Origin of the sequence: Pseudoalteromonas sp. NCCP-2140 (genome assembly GCF_023708065.1) — a bacterium.
Classification (GTDB): Bacteria; Pseudomonadota; Gammaproteobacteria; order Enterobacterales; family Alteromonadaceae; genus Pseudoalteromonas.
Genome location: NZ_BRCZ01000002.1, coordinates 291,785 through 309,249, shown reverse-complemented (window position 1 = coordinate 309,249; position 17,465 = coordinate 291,785). Strand labels below are relative to the sequence as shown.

The window sequence follows — 17,465 nt, the reverse complement described above, 5'->3', positions numbered from 1 at the left end:
TGTATTACAAACAAAAAACACTGCAATATTAGCCTAAAGCATAAGCAAATAATTATCTTAGATATTTTTGAATATCGACCGAATCGATTTGCGACTCATGTAAAAACTGTTTTGCATATTTTAGGTATATACCTGAAGTTAAAAAGAGCTCAAATACGTCACGGTCAATGTGATCGTCATCGACCATTTTCGCTAAAATATCAATAGCAACACTCAGAGGTTTCGCTTTTTTATAAGGTCTATCTGCCGCGGTTAATGCTTCGAAGATGTCAGCAAGTACTAACACACGTTCAGGTATTGATAACTGCTCAGCGGTTAATTTTCGTGGATAACCGGTGCCTTTTAAGGTTTCGTGATGGGTTGACGCATAACGCGGAACTTTCGCTAATTCTTTAGGGAATGGCACACTACCAAGCATACGAATTGTGCTGATCACATGCTCATTGATCTTAAATCGATCTTCCGCTGTTAACGTGCCCCGCGCAACCGACAAGTTATACACTTCGCCAAGGTTATATTTATACTCAGGAATGACCATATTAATGCCCAAACTCTCTGGGTACTCAACGGCTTTTTCGTGTGGAATTAAATCACTTGGCTTATCGCTTAGCAGTGACTCTTCGACAGGTAAATGCTGACTCTTCAAATCAGCCATACGCATTTCTTCAAGGGGTGATAAACCTAAACTTGCGTCAAAATGGCGCTGCCACTTAATGCTAGCAACCTCATGTAAACGAGACAGCTGCGCTTCATCCATAAACTCACCACCAACATTACAGGCAGCAATAAAGCTAAAGTCTGCGTGTAACTTTTCAGTTTGTTGCTCAAGCTTTTGCTCAAGCACAGATTGCTGCTCTGGGTGCGCTAATAGTTGTTCATAGTAAGCAATTTTTGCATCACGCAGCAGCACTTCAAATCGGGTGCGTACTTCATGAATACGGTTATAAATGGTTTCGAGCTTAGTGCCTTTATCAACAATATGCTCTGGTGAGGTGATTTTACCGCAATCGTGCAACCAAGCTGCTAAACGAAACTCGCGTCGCTCATCAGGGGTTTTAAAGCTGAACTTAGAAAACGCCTCATCTGTTGAACCTGATGCTGCATCAGCAAGCCAAATACCCAGCTCTGGCACCCGCTCACAATGCCCTGCCGTATAGGGAGATTTATCATCAATGGCTTGCGCAATAAGCTCAACAAAGGATTCCATCAACGCTTTTTGTGAATTTTCATGTTGCTCAATGGAACGACTCATATCGACCATCGAACTAGCTAAATAATGAATTTCTAAAATATGGCTCGAAAGTGTTGAGACCTCATTGTAATCGCGCTGTTGAATTTTTTTGTTCTCACCCACTAGTTTAAGTATTGGGTTAACGATTGAAGAGGCAAAAAACCATGAAACGGGCAGCAGCAAAAGTAAAAATAAACCCGTGACAAAAATTGAAATTCGTATTTTTTCTTTAATTACCGCTAACACGTCATCTTTAGATACCAGTACGGTGAAATAATCCACTTCATCAGATTGCATATCGCTACTGAGCGGCAGAGGCAGCACAAACATGTACTTTTCTATGCCCTTTTCTTGCACGCTTAGCATTTTACCAAATTGATGCGCTTTATTAGCAAGCCCAGATTGCTGCTCATCTAATTTAACTAACTGGGATAAATCAGCAAAACTATGCTGATGGCTTTGATTTTTACTGCTCGCAATAATCTCGCCATTACCCCGATAAACATACATTTCACTTTCAACCAAGTGCTTCATTTTAGTTTGTTGCGCGGTTAAAAAATGATTCAAACTTGCACTGGCAATATCAATCGCTAATACATCGCCTGTTTGCGCTGATTTAATTGCATAGGTATAACCTGGTACCTCAAATACGTTAAACACATACTGCTCAGTTTTCGTCACCGAAGTACTGGTTGCATCCTGAAACCAAACACGGGTGCGCGGGTCGTAATCTGTCGCTTGCGTATCTCTTTTACGAACGTTGAGCGACTCGTCTAAATACGTGGTTACTTGCTTACGATCGCTGCCCTGCCCTGTAATTTGATACACCAGCCAATGATCGTCTTCATCAAGTTGAAACGATGAAGGAAGCTTGGCATAGCCTTTTAAATTAATAACCTGTAATAAGTCGCCATTAGCATGACCAAGAATAAGCGAATAAAAGTCTGGATGGCGCGTTAAAATTTCGAGCAATACATGCTGTAAAATCTCTTTATTATCTTGGCTATTCGAAAATAATCGCGTGTCGTGGATCATCACGCTTAAGGTATTGTCGGCACGATGGTTGATTCGGGTGATGTGATCGGCTATTTGCTGGCTAGTTTGTTTAAATTGTTCTGATTTAGTTTGCAGTATCAGCTTTTCACTAAAGTAATAATGCAAACTAATCGCCACCACGCCTGTGAGTAAACTTGCAAGGGCAAATACCAGCAAGACACTGGCTCTAATTGAAATTTTATACCCTTTATCGTGGCGTGTTAGCATTCGCGACTCCTTGCTTGCTAATATAAGAAAATAATATGATTAAAGATTATACCGAAATGACTATAAGGTACATGTTTTAACGCATAATTAAGCTATTAAAGTTTAATAACTAATTGATTACGTCCTGCATCTTTAGCCTGATAAAGTGCAGCATCAGCTCTTGATATAACTGATTTTTGCTCCTCTTCTCTCATCACAGTTAAACCAAAACTGGCGCGAATTGGTAAAGATAACTCACCAACTTCGCACATTTCACTGTTCAACCTTGAGATCATACTATTAATAATAACCGTTGCATCTGGCACAGAGCATAGTGGTAGTACAATTACAAACTCCTCTCCGCCAAAGCGATATACATCATCAGAAGTACGTAGTGAGTGAGTTAAAAAAGCAGAAAAACGTTGTAATACAACATCCCCCACCTCGTGGCCATGGGTATCATTCACACGTTTAAAATAATCAATATCAGCCAAAATAACACAGACCTGTTTTGACTCACCTTGTTGCTGCTGAGTGAGCCTTTGGTACTCTGGGAAAGCATTATCAAAAGCGCGGCGGTTAGGCAGTTGAGTGAGTGAGTCTTTGAGTGCTTGGGTTTTCATTTCGTGAGCAAGTTGCGCAAGCTGAGTATTCCTTACAAACAGCTCCCTACGGATAATATGCTCATGAGCAGCCATAATCATGCCTGCTAAGTTAGCTGCCAAATGGGCTAAGATCACCACATAAAATGAGTGAGTGGATATATCTTTATAGGAGTAAATAACAATCACAGCGAACACACTGTAAGCAACACCTAAAAACAAAGATAACTTCAAAGATAACAATGTTGAAAAGTAAAAGGTGATCAAAATGATCACATCAAAAAACATGTGCAAAATATAATTTCGCTCATAGGTGACAACCATGAACTGGATATTCAAAAATAAAAACACCATAAACACGACAATCACGGGTTTTAACTGCCCTGGAGTTTTTATAAAACCTAAACCAAAAGCGCTTAGTAAACAAACTGATATAGTAACGGCTCTACCGATCAGGGCAATATCGGGCCAAAAGCTCGCTTGAATGATCATCTTGTCAAAGAATGTCACCAAAAAAGTAACAACTGCAATCAAACAGGTAAGAAACTGAGCTATTTTTTTATCTTGAGCAAATTTACTTTGCAAAAATGCTTGCTCAACCTGTAACGATTTAAATTGGCAAGCATAGCGCTCAATCGACATATCTTCGTTTAATAATTTTGCTGCAAAAGCGCCCATAAATAAATGCCTACTACGAAAGGAAGTGAGGGGTGTTAGATTAAAGAGCAACTACTCTAGTATAGAGTGTATGCTCATTAATTAAACTAGTATTTTTGTATAAAAATACGACAAAAAACCCCAAATAAAAGTATAATAGACAATAAATTAAATAGGAAAATATTCTAAATTTCAGTTAGTTGATTTCTTCACCTGCTTCATCACAGTCTACAATGTCGCTTTCTTTAAGGGCTTCGCTGATCCAGCTTTGCATTACCGGGCAACTAAGTACGTGCAGGCAATACGCTTGTGCAGCATGCGAAAGCTCCACCTGATACGTTTTGAAGCGCAGCACCACAGGTGCAAACATCGCATCAACAATTGAGAACTCACCAAATAACCATGCGTTAGGGTAACTTTGCTGCTGAGCAGAAAATATCTCATCGATACGCGCAATGTCTTTTTTAGCTTGCTCTGATAATTCAACATGCCTGTTAGCGCGAATATTCATTGGCATTTCACTGCGAAGTGCAGCAAAACCAGAGTGCATCTCAGCCGCTAGACTGCGCGCTTTTGCTCTTTGGTCTATTTCACTAGGCCAAGCAGCACCATTTAGATAAGCATCATTGATGTATTCACAAATAGCGAGTGAATCCCACACGATTAACTCAGCATCAATAAGGGCCGGCACTTTTTGCACGGGAAACTTACTTTTTAATGCTTCATAAAACTCAGGCGTATCTAAAACTAATTGTTGTTCTGTAAAAGAAATATTGAATTTACTTAGTAAATACCACGCCCGCAATGACCAAGTTGAGTAGTTTTTATTGCCAATAAATAATTGCATTGTGCTTCCTTTAACGTTTAGATTAGACCCACTATAAAACAGCAATTGGGTAATTACTCGCCAATTGTTTTGATGCTACCCATAAGAAAAGCTGATACATTATGGATATTGATGCCCTCAGAACTTTTTGTGCCTTTGTTGATACAGGCAGTTTCACCCGCGCTGCAGCACAAATTTGCAGAACCCAATCTGCGGTAAGTATGCAAATGAAAAAGCTTGAACAAGACCTCGCAAGTCCGCTATTTGAAAAGCAAGGTCGTCAACTGGTGCTAACCCATCAAGGCCACCAGCTAGCAAGCTATGCAAAGCAATTGATAGCGCTTCATGATGAAGCCTTTAAGCAATTAAAAGCAGGCACTGGCAATTTACGTGTGCGCATTGGCTGCCCTGACGACTATGCCCACTCTTTACTACCACAGCTGGTTGATGCTTTACACCAACAATTTAATGCACTGGATTTACAAATAAGCTGCGCCCCTAGTACTGAGCTTAGAGCCAAACTAGACCAAGGTTTGCTCGATTTAGTAATTGCCACTCGCTCGCCAGACAGCGAAGAAGGCTACTTATTGCAATCAAGCCAAGGCGTGTGGGTGAAAAGCCCTGCTTTTGAGATTAACGATTCAACCCCACTTCCAATCGCCTTGTTTCAACGAGACTGTAAGTTTCACCAAGCCAGTATTGAGGGTCTATTAAAGGCCGAGCGTCGTTTTAATATTATTGCCTGTTGTGGCTCAGCGGGAGCGTTACATGGCTTGATTAAACAGGGACTGGCAATTGGCAGTATGGCGCGAATAAGCATGCAATCGGGTGTGGAAGAGATCAGCGGTACCTCACTTCCGGTACTGCCTGTTATTGATATTGTCCTGCTATACGGTAATCACGCCCACAACCCTCTCAGTCATGAGCAGCTTAAACAGCTTGTGGAGTTGATTAAGACGTAAAAAACATATCAAGCTAAAGAAGCTTTACTAACTTACGAGTTCTATTAGGCTCTGTAAGGTATAAAAACTCTGTTAAATCATGGGCACTGTTGATCAGCATATGTTGCTTAGGTTGAGTTAATTGCCAACTTTCTGTTGCAGCGGTTGCCAAATCAATACGTTGGAAGTTAATAGTATCAGCATGCTCCATAGTGACCGCTAATTGCTGGTTACTTACAGATATACCAATGATATCATTGTTAGCAGCTCGCCAAACAGTCTCAGTATCTCCTCGCCTATTAACTCGAAACACTTCGTTGCTATTTGAAAAATAGATCTGGTCTTGCTCATCTAAATCCATGCCATAGCAGCTTAAACGTTTCCCTGAGCCTGTGAAAGGTGTCAAAGTTAGGCTTGTTAAATCGAATTTTGCTGGATGAAACGTCTGTCCATCCTCCGCTCGATATGAAACTAAAATCGCGTCTTCATTGTGATACATTTCTCTCAAATAGAAAGAATGATTGCCGTGAGGAATTGTTTCGTAAGTACCACTGTTTAAATCAATTTTAAATAATGAATCTTTACTAGCAGTGTAAACCTGTCGTGCGTCCTGGCTCCAAACAATGCCAAATAACTCATGATTATCAGGGTTAGCAAAAATGCGCGTTTGCTTGCCATTATCGTATAAGAATAATTGTTTTAATCCAAAACGATGAGACTCAAAAACAAATTTAGTTGAGTCTGGCGAAAACACGGGTAGAAAGTCGATTGATGAGGTATCTACGAGTTTAGTCAGATTGTCAGGGTTAGCCCGTGTTTGGCTAACAATATCTACATCAACATTCACTAGCTCCATCAAAATGGCTTCAGCGTCTGGTGTGTACTGGGCATCACGGATTATTTGATAATTATTAAATGAAATTAACTGCTGCTCACCATCAAGATCCAGATTAACAAGCTGATTTCGTTGGCTAATCAATAGTGCTTGATTGTTCGGGTGCCAACTTAACCCTTGAATACCGTTTTCTATGATAGCAATAGTTTGTATTTTTTTACTGGCCAGGTCGAGTACATCAATACGGTATTTGTTTTGCCCCGCTTCAATCCCCATTGCGACTATACGGCCGTCTTTCGATAACGCATTAACAAGTAACCAATCTTGCTGTGTGGCAGCTAGCAAATGTTCCTTTTGTTTAGAATCTAAGTTAAGTGAAACGAGTCGAGTATCGTTGTGTAGTTTATCTTTTTCTATGTAATAGAGCTTATCAGCATGCCAATCGATGTGGTGACTGGTTACAACGGTGTCATTTAAAACACTCACCGTCGCTTGTTCTAATGGCTGAAATTTCGATAAATCAATGCTTAATGTGTTCAGATATTGTTTCTGCTCTGCGCTTTTCACAAACGCAATCGCATTATCGGAGGTCGACCACCCCAAAGCGTAGTAGCTTGCTGCGTCTTCAGTTAGCCTCACCTCTCGCTCAGTCGCAAGCTCTTTAATCCAAATCTGCTGACTTCCTTTATTACCTCTAACAAAAGCAAGGTACTTACCACTATTTGAAAGTGACAAATTAGCTTCATTTAGTTCACTCGAAGTGAGTGGCATCAACTGGGTAAAGTGAGCAGTATCTTGCTGTTTAGGGATTAGTTGCCACGCAATAGCAATAAGGCTTATTAATAAAACAAACAGCAACCCAAGATGTTGCGCTTTTAGTTTTTTGCTTTGCCCCTGTGTTACTTTTTCAAGGCTATAACCGCGCTTAGGGTGTGTAATTATATACTGCGGATTTTTGGCATCTTCTTGGAGTGCTTTTCGTAGTAATGCGATACAACGCTGTACCGAACTGGGGTTATAGGTAGCATTAGGCCACACTTTTGCAAAGATTACTTCTTGGCTTACAACTTCACCTTTATTTAAATAAAGGGTATGTAATACATCCATGACCTTTGGCTCGACTATTTGCTCATAATCTTGCGATGAAATTAAACATCGACTCTCATCAATTGCAAATTTACCGATTCGATAACGCGCCACTTACTTCTCCAATAAATATTTACGAATCAAAGATTAAGGTTTTCTTAAGAGAAACTCAAGGGTTACTCCATTGTCACTTTGCTGTGGCTATTGGATTGTTTTTGCTATCTCAAAATAGGTAATAAAAACAATGTATAAATATTTATCAACGCTCACTATTTTCATCAGTGCTTTTTTAATTTTTCAAATTCAGCCGATGCTTTCAAAGCAACTTCTACCGCAATTTGGTGGCGGTGCCTCTATCTGGTCAGCGAGTTTAGTGTTTTATCAAGTCATGTTACTTATTGGCTATTTCTATGCGCATAACATGGGTCGCTTTCATATTAAGTTGCAGGTAGTCACCCATATAGTTTTAGTCAGCTTTGCCACACTCATCGTTGTAACAGAATTTGCAGCTCCAACTCTCACAAATTGGCCGCCTACGCTTGCGGTGTTTGTTAATTTATTTATAGAAATTGGTCCAATATTTATTCTACTGAGCGCTACTAGCGTACTTTTACAAAGATGGTATGTGCAAACTGCTTCAGCACAGGTGCCTTACCATTGGTATTCCATCTCAAACTTGGGTTCTTTACTGGCATTAATGAGCTACCCGCTCGTTTATGAATTACTATTTTCTTTAGAGCAGCAAACTACATACTGGCTATTTGGACTTATCAGCTACTGCTTGTTATTAGCACTTCTAGTAATATTTTTACTAAAAAAAGCACCCGATTTATCAAGAGCGTCTATGCAAACTAGGCCTGTCACGCTTTTAAAAGGCAAAGGTCAATGGCTGTTATTAAGTGCCTTAAGCTCAGCCATGTTGGTATCTACCACGCATATGATCAGCACTAATATTCCACCCATGCCATTACTTTGGTCATTACCTCTTGTAATTTACTTGCTCACCTTTAGTTATACGTTTGCCAATAAAGCAAATTATCATCGTCATGTGTGGGCATATGTGTTTATATTTTCGGCGTTTGCAGGTCTGTTAATGTTTTATTTTGGCAGCTTATTCAATGCCCTAGCCCAGCTTATAATTTACAGCCTGATTCTATTAACCGCCGGTATGATCTGTCATGGTGAACTGAGAAACAAAGCCCCTGAAAACGAGCAATTTACCATTTTTTATTTTTATATTGCCCTTGGCGGTGTGTTAGGTTCGCTTTTCAGTACGCTCATTGCCCCATTGCTATTTGTCCAGATTGACGAGTATTTACTTACATTAGCGGTTATTTTTAGTTCTGTGTGTTACTACCAATTAAAAGCTAGAACAAAAACAAAACAGCTCAAATTCGCTCTCGCAACCAGCTCAGTTACTTGGTTAGCATGCTATTGTTTTTTAGCGGTAAACTTTAACCAATATAACGTTGCGACTAGCCGCAACTTTTATGGCTATTTAGCGGTTAAAGATATAAACACTCAATCAATAAAAGAAAGGCGCTTAATTGACGGCACCACGATTCATGGCTCAGAGCCACTAAATCCAAGCCAACAGTTTGGGCAAAGTTATTACCACCAGCATACTGGTGTCGCTAAATCACTTGCCATACTAAAGCAACACAGCGCACTGAACATTGGCGTGATTGGTTTAGGTGCAGGCGTTTTAGCTCGGTTTGCAGACCAACAGGATAGTATTCACTTTTTTGAGCTAAACCCTGCTGTATACGAGATGGCAAAGCGTTATTTCTCATATTTAGAAAACAGTGAAGCCAAGCTCACAGTCAGCTTAGGGGATGGTCGTATTGCGCTAAAAAATAATGCGAACGAAATATTTGATGTTTTAATTATTGATGCATTTTCAAGTGATGTAATTCCTGCGCATTTGCTAACCCAAGAAGCAATGTCACTTTATTGGCAAAGGCTCAATGAAAATGGCGTATTGATTGTGCATATTTCAAATAATCATATCGACTTACTGCCTGTATTACAGGCACATAGCCAACATTTTAATAAGGCAATGTTAAAGTTTAGCTATCAAGGCCATAGCCCATCAGACATAGGCTCAGACTGGGTGGTGCTAACTGATAATCAGGCTTTTTTAAATCGTGTATCTATCAGTGATTTGTCGCCTATTAAACGCTACCCACATAGCGAGCTGGCACTGTGGACTGATAGCAAACACAGCCTACTCCCCTTATTAAAATTCTAATAGGCATAAAAAAGAAACAATCAACTTTACATCTGTTTTTCAATCTATTAGTGTTCCCTAAATACGCACGGATTGCTTATGAAAAAATCAATTACAAATAAAATTACCCACATCATTCTAGTCCTCTATGCGTGTGTAATTATTTTCACAGCTATAGGTCAAGGAGACGATATGTTTAGCTGGTTCAGAAAGAAAAAAGAAGTATTTTTAAGCCCAGAAGTCAATGGTATTGTGACTGAAAATGGTAAACCCATTGCTAACTTAGAGATAATTCGCTCATTAATCTACATAGATGAAAAAGTTCATCGCAACACTACAAAAACCGATGAAAACGGGTACTTTCACTTTCCTAAGAAAACAATTTTATCCTCAATACCTAATAAATTGATTGCTGAGCACCGTGTTTCTCAAGAAATTTTTATTGAGAGAGGTGATGAGCTAACTCCTTTATGGGTTGCAACTCAGTCTGGGATTAAAGAAATTCCCGAGTATAGTAAAAAATTAGCATTCCTAAAATGTGAATTAACTAATAAACGCGTTGATTTTGAATTTAAAAATAGTAATAACGAACATTTGAATTATGTAGCATCGAGTATTTGTCGTTGGGAAACGGACTATATGCCATTTTGGTTATATGACGGAGATAGAGAATATAGAATTAATAATGGTGATTTTAATAACTTAACTGAACGTAACATCAAGGAAGATTAACATGGAAAGAGTCCAAGCAGTGTTACCGCCAAGCATTGCAGCGAGTGCCGCAGCAAGGGTTTACGATATTAGAAGCTCAACAAGTTTTAGCGGTGTTTTCCACCCGACATTTAGAGACAACTTTAAAATCACCACCAATCAAATAAAAGGTGTCAGTGGAGGCTTAATTAACCAACTTCTAAACCGCAGTACCGGGTTTGCCTTAACAGCAGAAGGTACATCCCCCAAATTTAAAGGTCATCATATTATAGGTATCCGTGGGACAGTTTTTACCTCCTGCTCTGATTGGCTAACAAATTTAAATGTAGCCATTACTCATGGACCTAAAAACTTAGAGGTGCATTCTGGTTTCGAAAAAGCATTTACCTGTATGAAACCCATGTTTGAGGCTTATGTAAAAAGTCATAAACCTAAGTACTTGCACCTTGTTGGGCATAGCCTTGGTGGTGCCATCGCACAACTCACGGCAATTTGGGCAAGCGAAAAAGGGCTTCCTGTAAATTTATATACCTTTGGTGCGCCGCGGGTTGTATTAAACCACTCCGTACATTCTGCCGCTCACAATATTGGCCAGTATCGCGTTACACATGGCGCAGACCCCGTCCCGTGCGTACCTGCTTGGCCGTTTAGCCATACATCTAGCGAATATCAAACGGCAATGAATGAGGGGGCTTTTTTTAACTATTGCAGCTCATTCTATGGAAGGTGATGCTCCTGGTTACGCTAATACTGTTGCCGCCTATCAAGACTACGCCAGCATGGAAAGTTCAATTAAACCCCTTCACTACAACCATACTGTATTAAAGTATGATCAGCGCTTTAATGTTAGATTCTCGCTTAACTGGCAGCGAGTAATTACCAATGGCTTAATTACTTTTTTAAAGAAAACAGGACAATACGCCATCATCTCTGCACAGGCAGGTTTAACTGTCGGGTTAACTTTTTATGATATTTTAGCCCGCTGCCTATATGAATCAGTGGTTAAATTTGTCGAGCTTACAGAAGAGTTAAAAGGGTTAATTGGCCATATGCTCGCGTTTGTTGGTAAAGCATCATATGAAGTCAAAGAGCTTACCGCTCAATTTATTCGTTGGGTATTAGGTTTAATGATCAAAAAGCTATACATGGTAGCAAAGCAGGCAATTGATCGTATTTAAGTTTCTTTATTGACCTTCTGCAATCAAAAACGCGGCAATATTAGAGCCGCGTTTTAAGTTTATAGTTCTTTGCTAAATCAAACCAAGTTAATCAATCGAACCTTTGATTGGTCCATGTTCGTGGCTTACATGTGGGTTTTGACCACGTTGGCGCAATAAGTGGTCCATTAAAGTAATCGCCATCATCGCCTCAGCAATAGGAATTGCACGAATACCTACACAGGGATCATGACGTCCTTTGGTGATCATCTCTACCGCTTCGTTGCTGGTATTAATGCTGTTACCCGGTATGGTAATGCTTGAAGTTGGCTTAAGTGCGATAGAGGCAATGATGTCTTGCCCTGTCGAGATACCTGCAAGTACACCGCCCGCGTGATTAGATGTGAAACCATCAGGAGTTAACTCATCACGGTGTTCAGAGCCTTTTTGCTCAACCACATCAAAGCCATCACCAATCTCAACGCCTTTTACCGCATTAATGCTCATTAATGAGTGTGCTAGCTCTGCATCTAGGCGATCAAATACTGGCTCGCCAAGACCAACAGGCACATTTTTAGCAACCACTTTAACTTTAGCGCCTACCGAATCACCTTGTTTTTTTAGGTCGCGCATGTATTCATCAAGCGCGTCTAATTTACTCGGATCAGGGAAGAAAAATGCATTGTTTTCCACTTCATCCCAGTTGTAATCTTCTGCTTTAATTGGCCCAAGTTGGCTCAAACAAGCACGTACTTCAATACCATGAAATTGTTTTAAGTATTTTTTTGCAATTGCACCCGCCGCTACACGAATCGCTGTTTCACGGGCAGAAGAGCGACCACCACCTCGGTAGTCACGAATACCGTATTTATGCCAATAGGTATAATCACCATGACCTGGGCGAAATACATCGGCAATTTTGCCGTAATCTTTTGAACGTTGATCGGTGTTTTCAATCAGTAAACCAATACTAGTACCTGTGGTTTTACCTTCGAAAACACCAGAAAGAATTTTTACTTCGTCACTTTCGCGGCGCTGTGTTGTATAACGACTTTGCCCCGGCTTGCGACGGTCTAAATCAATTTGTAAATCGGCCTCGCTAATTTCAAGACCTGCTGGTGTGCCATCAACAACGCCGCCTAATGCAACGCCGTGGCTCTCACCAAAGGTGGACACTTTAAATAGTTGCCCGATGCTATTACCTGCCATTAATTTTCCTCATTCCTAATGACTACTGAGACCGAGCCCTCAGGCTCGGCTTTTAAAATCTGCTGTTAATCTTCGAAATAGTTAACAAGTTGCTGTTTGCTGATCACAAACACGCCAAGACCACCTTGTTCAAATTCAACCCACTCAAATGGTGCGCCTGGGTACAGCTCTTCCATATGTACCATAGAGTTACCAACTTCGACAAATAACAAACCGTTATCAGTTAGATGCTCTGCAGCTTCAGCTAGGATGGTGCGAGTAATATCAAGACCATCATGACCCGATGCTAAACCAAGCTCTGGCTCGTGATGGAATTCACGAGGTAAATCAGCCATATCTTCAGCATCAACATACGGTGGGTTAGCTACGATCAGGTCATATTTTTGACCCGGAACACCACTAAACACGTCTGACTGTATTGGCAATACACGGTCATTTAGCATGTAATCGCTAATATTAATATCAGCAACTTCGAGCGCTTCATATGAAATATCAACCGCATCAACCTGTGCCTCTTCAAATGCTTGTGCAAGTGCAATAGCGATACATGCAGAGCCGGTACATAAATCAAGAATGCGCGTTACTGAGCTTGGCTCTTCTAACCAAGGTGCAAAGCGATTATTAATTAACTCTGCAAATGGCGAACGTGGAATTAACACGCGCTCATCAACATAAAAAGGCATACCTGCAAACCACGCGGTGTTGGTCAGGTACGGTACTGGCGTACAATCATTAATACGCTCTGCAATTAGTTCAGCTAAACGATTTTTCTCGGTGCTGGTTAAACGCGCATGCATTAACTCTTTTGGCGCGTCGATTGGCAAGCTTAATGCGGGTAATAGTAAGCTAACTGCTTCATCCCACGCGTTATCTGTGCCGTGCCCAAAGAAAATACCACTGCTGGCAAATTGACTGGTTGTCCAACGTAACCAATCATGCAACGTTGAAAGTTCTGCAATTGCCTCGTCTAAAATTGCGTCTTCTATCTGGAAATGGTTCATGTATGTTCCTTAACTTTCAAAGTCTGTTCTGACGCGTATTGTACCGTCTTTTCAGTTGGTTTTTACTCGATTTTTAGCGTTTTTTTGTTTAGACTGCCGCCATGAAAAAAGATCCCCACGCCAACAACCACATTAGCACTGACGATATTGACTTATTTCGTCAGAGTATCAGTGGTGCCAAAGCATTTAAACAAGACACTATTCGATTCACCAATAAGCCTAAAGTGTCACAAGCGAAGCAATTTTCCCAGCAAAAAAAGCAACATCAGGCAGAATTTTTCTTTTCTGATGAATATGTACCAGACATCGACACTCATGGCACCGTAAGTTATGTCAAACCAGGTCACGATAGCTTTTTAGCAAAACAACTTCGCCGTGGAGATTACCCACCAGATTTAACCCTTGATTTACATGGCTTAAATAAAGAATTAGCCAAAGATGAGCTAGCAGGTTTAATTCATGAGTGTAAAAAACAGCATTACTATTGCGCTTGTGTTGTGCATGGCATTGGTGAGCGCATACTTAAACACAAGGTACCGCAATATTTAGTACAACACCCTGATGTGATTGCGATGCACCAAGCACCTCTTGAATTTGGTGGTAAAGGTGCGGTACTTATTTTAATTAATCTTCCACAAAGTGATGAGTTCAGACGCTAACGTCTTCTTGTCATAAGGCCTAAAGTGCATATTTTTTCGATTATCTTTCCACTGATTTTTATCGTGTTAAGTGGTTACATCAGCTCGCGAAGCACGTTTTTATCGAAAGAGCATATAGCAGGTTTAAGTAAGTTTACTTTTTATATCAGTGTGCCTGCTTTTCTATTTTTAAATATGGCCCAAGCCGATTTACAAAATAGTGTGTCTATTGCAGGCTTTTTGAGCTTTTACATTCCAGTATTGGCCATTTACGCCCTCGGCTATGTTCTTGACCGCTACCTTATAAGCAAGCAATCTGCGCCGTCACGTCATGCTGTATTTGCCCTTGGCAGTAGTTACTCAAATACAGTACTGGTAGGTTTACCTATTATTATTGCTGCACTTGGCCAACAGATGGTCGGCATTGTCTTTATGATCATCACTTTTCATAGCGCACTTTTGTTTACCCTTACCTTTTTGCTCAGTGCTAAGTCGCAGCAAACATTCTCTTGGCGAGCATTTGCTAAAAACATGCTGCTGAATCCAGTCGTGTTAAGCATCAGTAGCGGCTTGGCTGTTAACCTACTTGGCTTTACACTTTTTGATAATTTAGCAAATGGCCTGAGTCTACTTGCCAAACCTGCCATTGCCTGTGCGTTATTTGTATTAGGGGCGAACCTTGCGTTTTATAAAGTGGCCGACAACTTACAAGCCTCACTCATCGCAACCATCATCAAGCTTGTTGTGTTACCGTGCGGGGTCTACTTTTTTGCAGGCAGCGTATTCAATCTAGAGCAATCATTACTGAACGTGTTAGTACTTTTAAGCGCCTCTCCTTTAGGGGTCAACGCTTATCTAATCGCCAATCAAATTAAGCAACACCAAGCGACACTGGCAAGTAGCGTCGTGCTTTCAACAGTATTGAGTGTGGTGAGCTTTAGCATCTGGTTAAGTATTTTACTTTAGTTTTATAAGCCACCAGATACATCGATAAAACTGCCCGTTGTGAATGAGGCTTGCTCACTTGCCAAAAAGTAAATTGCTGAAGCGACCTCGTCAACTTCACCACCGCGTCCTAGCGGCAACTTAGATTTTAACCTATCGACTCGGTTTGCTTCACCGCCATCACGGTGCATATCGGTATAAATAAGGCCTGGCCTTACCGCGTTTACCCGAATACCTTTACTCGCGACTTCTTTGGTAAGGCCAATCGTGAAAGTATCAAGCGCTCCTTTGGATGCGGCATAATCTAAATATTCATTTGGCGAGCCTGTGCGTGAAGCACCCGATGAAACATTGACAATACTGCCTTTGTCCATACGCTTTATTGCTTCTCGCGCACACAAAAATGCACCTGTAACATTACAACTCAATATAGCGTTGATACGCTTAGCATCCATTTCTAATAACGACATTTGCGGCATCATCATCGCTGCGTTATTAACTAACACATCTAACCGCGAAACCTGAGCATCTAATTTAGCGAACATGGCAAGCACTTGCTGCTCATCAGCGATATCGGCTTGCAACAAATAGGCATTCACGCCATAGGCTTTTAGCTTATCAGCGACTTGCTCTGCACTTGCGTGATCTGACTTATAATTAATACACACATCGTAGCCATGTTTAGCAAACAGCTTTGCTGTCGCTGCGCCTATACCGCGGCCGCCTCCGGTAATAAGAACCACTGGATTCGTGCTCATTCTGACTCCTTGAAAACTAACTTAAACTGCTCACACACCAATGGCATATCGGGATGACATTGATACTCTGTACCTGCGAGCTCTCGCTGATAATAATCCCAATGTACACGCTGCCAGAACTCAAGGCTTTTGTCGCCCTCGCCTTCTAATACAGCGTAATCGGCGCTTATTTGATTAAATGCGGTGATGGTTACTGAGACGGTTTCAATAATGCCGAGGGGCTGCCCCTGCCAATTGGTAAAAATGGCTAAATCACCAACTTCAGGAAGAGCTTCATTATTGGCTTTAAACCAATAAAGTGAAGGGGTTGTTGCTTGTTTTACGCCATTTAAAACCAATAATGCGCAGTCATTGGCATCTTGCTCATTGTCGCAAAAATGCCAACTTGGCAGTTTAATCACTGCGCGCCCTGATTGCTCATTAAAGCGAGCAATCATCTGCGCGATACGCTGCTCGTTACTTAATGGCTGCAACGACAGAAATCTCAACGAGTAGTGCATCGCGCGCCATTTTTGCTTCAACACAAGCGCGAGCAGGTGCATGACCCTGTGGTACCCATGCATCCCAAACAGCGTTCATTTGTGCAAAGTATTCCATGCTTTTCAGGTAAATTGTGGCGCTTAGCATGTGCTCTTTGCTACTACTTGCTTCAATAAGTAGCGCTTCGACCTTGTCTAGCATGGTTTGAGTTTGTTCGGTGATATCTTTTTCAGCATCAGCACAAACTTGGCCGCATAGGTATACTGTGCCGTTATGCTTAACGATACGGCTCATACGCGCACCGGTTTGTAAACGTTCGATTGTCATAGTAAGAACTTAAAAAATTAACAGTGGCGCTAATTTAGCAAATCCACTGTTAGATTTCGACGTTATTTGGCGAGTGAATACTGAGGTAGTGACTGCGCTGTTTGTGTTCATCATATTCGATAACAGCAACCGCCCCGGTATTGAAAATTGGCATATGACCAGGGCTTAACTGGTCAACTAAGTAGCTAACAATTGGCATATGGGCAACGACCAACCAGGTATTGCAGTCTGGATGCATAGCAATCAGGGTTTCTAGGTAATCAGCAGCAATTTGCGGTACACCATCAGGGGTAATATCACTGCAGGTTTCATTAAATTGTAACGAAATATGTTGTGTCGCATCCAAAGCAGTTTGTTGTGCGCGAATGTAAGGACTTACCAACAGAGCATCAGGTTTATGGTGTGTCGCTAACCACTGCCCCATTCGACTGGCTTCTTGGTGACCGGTCTCGGTCAGTTGTCTTGCTGCATCATCTGCTTGCATTGGCGTAGCTTCGCCATGGCGCATGATTAAGATTGTTTTCATAAAAAATCAACCGATTAAAGAATATAAAACAGTAGCCAGTTTGCTTGATTGTTCGCTATATTA

Annotated in this window: 16 protein-coding genes and 1 pseudogene; 7 read left to right on the top strand and 10 right to left on the bottom strand. The window is 41.0% G+C overall.

Going from position 1 to position 17,465, the window contains the following annotated elements; genetic code table 11:
* Positions 1 to 52: 52 nt before the first annotated feature.
* From NFU46_RS05365 to NFU46_RS05355, 3 genes and pseudogenes are all read right to left on the bottom strand, one after another.
* Positions 53 to 1,645, bottom strand: a pseudogene (locus NFU46_RS05365) (HD-GYP domain-containing protein); the annotation flags it as partial.
* Positions 1,646 to 2,589: 944 nt separating this feature from the next.
* On the bottom strand, positions 2,590 to 3,753 hold the full coding sequence (locus NFU46_RS05360) for a GGDEF domain-containing protein (RefSeq protein WP_251600381.1): 1,164 nt from the start codon (positions 3,751 to 3,753) through the stop codon (positions 2,590 to 2,592).
* A gap of 175 nt (positions 3,754 to 3,928) precedes the next feature.
* Complete coding sequence (locus NFU46_RS05355) at positions 3,929 to 4,579, bottom strand: glutathione S-transferase family protein (protein WP_251600378.1); 651 nt, start codon at positions 4,577 to 4,579, stop codon at positions 3,929 to 3,931.
* A 101-nt stretch (positions 4,580 to 4,680) separates the two neighbouring features.
* Here NFU46_RS05355 and NFU46_RS05350 point away from each other — a divergent pair, with 101 nt between their 5' ends.
* Positions 4,681 to 5,520 (top strand): LysR family transcriptional regulator, encoded by an 840-nt coding sequence (locus NFU46_RS05350; protein ID WP_251600375.1) that lies wholly within the window; start codon positions 4,681 to 4,683, stop codon positions 5,518 to 5,520.
* A 13-nt stretch (positions 5,521 to 5,533) separates the two neighbouring features.
* Here NFU46_RS05350 and NFU46_RS05345 read toward each other — a convergent pair whose 3' ends face one another.
* Positions 5,534 to 7,534 (bottom strand): winged helix-turn-helix domain-containing protein, encoded by a 2,001-nt coding sequence (locus NFU46_RS05345; RefSeq protein ID WP_251600372.1) that lies wholly within the window; start codon positions 7,532 to 7,534, stop codon positions 5,534 to 5,536.
* 130 nt (positions 7,535 to 7,664) lie between these two features.
* Between NFU46_RS05345 and NFU46_RS05340 the strand changes: the two genes are divergently transcribed.
* The 4 genes from NFU46_RS05340 (at position 7,665) to NFU46_RS05325 (ending at position 11,539) form a co-directional block, all read left to right on the top strand.
* Positions 7,665 to 9,671: a fused MFS/spermidine synthase gene (locus NFU46_RS05340; RefSeq protein ID WP_251600369.1), complete on the top strand. Its 2,007-nt coding sequence runs from the start codon at positions 7,665 to 7,667 to the stop codon at positions 9,669 to 9,671.
* Positions 9,672 to 9,749: 78 nt separating this feature from the next.
* Positions 9,750 to 10,382, top strand: coding sequence for a DUF4198 domain-containing protein (locus NFU46_RS05335; RefSeq protein WP_251600365.1), 633 nt, complete (start codon positions 9,750 to 9,752; stop codon positions 10,380 to 10,382).
* 1 nt (position 10,383) lies between these two features.
* The gene (locus tag NFU46_RS05330) at positions 10,384 to 11,091 is read left to right on the top strand and encodes a lipase family protein (protein WP_251600360.1); all 708 of its coding nucleotides are present in this window, start codon (positions 10,384 to 10,386) and stop codon (positions 11,089 to 11,091) included.
* On the top strand, positions 11,081 to 11,539 hold the full coding sequence (locus tag NFU46_RS05325) for a hypothetical protein (protein ID WP_251600357.1): 459 nt from the start codon (positions 11,081 to 11,083) through the stop codon (positions 11,537 to 11,539). The genes NFU46_RS05330 and NFU46_RS05325 overlap by 11 nt, the downstream gene beginning before the upstream one ends.
* Positions 11,540 to 11,626: 87 nt before the next feature.
* On the opposite strand, the gene aroC is transcribed toward NFU46_RS05325, so the two are convergent.
* Positions 11,627 to 12,727: a chorismate synthase gene (gene aroC, locus NFU46_RS05320; RefSeq protein ID WP_062569802.1), complete on the bottom strand. Its 1,101-nt coding sequence runs from the start codon at positions 12,725 to 12,727 to the stop codon at positions 11,627 to 11,629.
* A gap of 65 nt (positions 12,728 to 12,792) precedes the next feature.
* Positions 12,793 to 13,728 carry a 50S ribosomal protein L3 N(5)-glutamine methyltransferase gene (prmB, locus tag NFU46_RS05315; protein ID WP_251600354.1) on the bottom strand — a complete coding sequence of 312 codons (936 nt, stop codon included), beginning with the start codon at positions 13,726 to 13,728 and terminating at the stop codon, positions 12,793 to 12,795.
* A gap of 101 nt (positions 13,729 to 13,829) precedes the next feature.
* Between prmB and smrB the strand changes: the two genes are divergently transcribed.
* Together smrB and NFU46_RS05305 are read left to right on the top strand one after the other, a co-directional pair.
* Positions 13,830 to 14,387 (top strand): endonuclease SmrB, encoded by a 558-nt coding sequence (smrB, locus tag NFU46_RS05310; RefSeq protein WP_054562116.1) that lies wholly within the window; start codon positions 13,830 to 13,832, stop codon positions 14,385 to 14,387.
* Between the two features lie 24 nt (positions 14,388 to 14,411).
* Positions 14,412 to 15,332 (top strand): AEC family transporter, encoded by a 921-nt coding sequence (locus NFU46_RS05305; RefSeq protein WP_251600351.1) that lies wholly within the window; start codon positions 14,412 to 14,414, stop codon positions 15,330 to 15,332.
* Positions 15,333 to 15,334: 2 nt separating this feature from the next.
* Here NFU46_RS05305 and NFU46_RS05300 read toward each other — a convergent pair whose 3' ends face one another.
* Genes NFU46_RS05300 through sixA form a run of 4 tightly spaced genes read right to left on the bottom strand, consistent with a single transcriptional unit; the run spans position 15,335 to position 17,402 of the window.
* Complete coding sequence (locus NFU46_RS05300) at positions 15,335 to 16,069, bottom strand: SDR family oxidoreductase (RefSeq protein WP_251600348.1); 735 nt, start codon at positions 16,067 to 16,069, stop codon at positions 15,335 to 15,337.
* The gene (locus NFU46_RS05295; RefSeq protein WP_251600345.1) at positions 16,066 to 16,542 is read right to left on the bottom strand and encodes an ASCH domain-containing protein; all 477 of its coding nucleotides are present in this window, start codon (positions 16,540 to 16,542) and stop codon (positions 16,066 to 16,068) included. Before NFU46_RS05295 ends, NFU46_RS05300 begins: the two co-directional genes overlap by 4 nt.
* Positions 16,526 to 16,876, bottom strand: a complete 351-nt coding sequence (locus NFU46_RS05290) for a RidA family protein (RefSeq protein ID WP_251600342.1) — start codon at positions 16,874 to 16,876, stop codon at positions 16,526 to 16,528. The genes NFU46_RS05295 and NFU46_RS05290 overlap by 17 nt, the downstream gene beginning before the upstream one ends.
* Before the next feature lie 49 nt (positions 16,877 to 16,925).
* On the bottom strand, positions 16,926 to 17,402 hold the full coding sequence (sixA, locus tag NFU46_RS05285) for a phosphohistidine phosphatase SixA (protein ID WP_058586339.1): 477 nt from the start codon (positions 17,400 to 17,402) through the stop codon (positions 16,926 to 16,928).
* Positions 17,403 to 17,465: the final 63 nt, after the last annotated feature.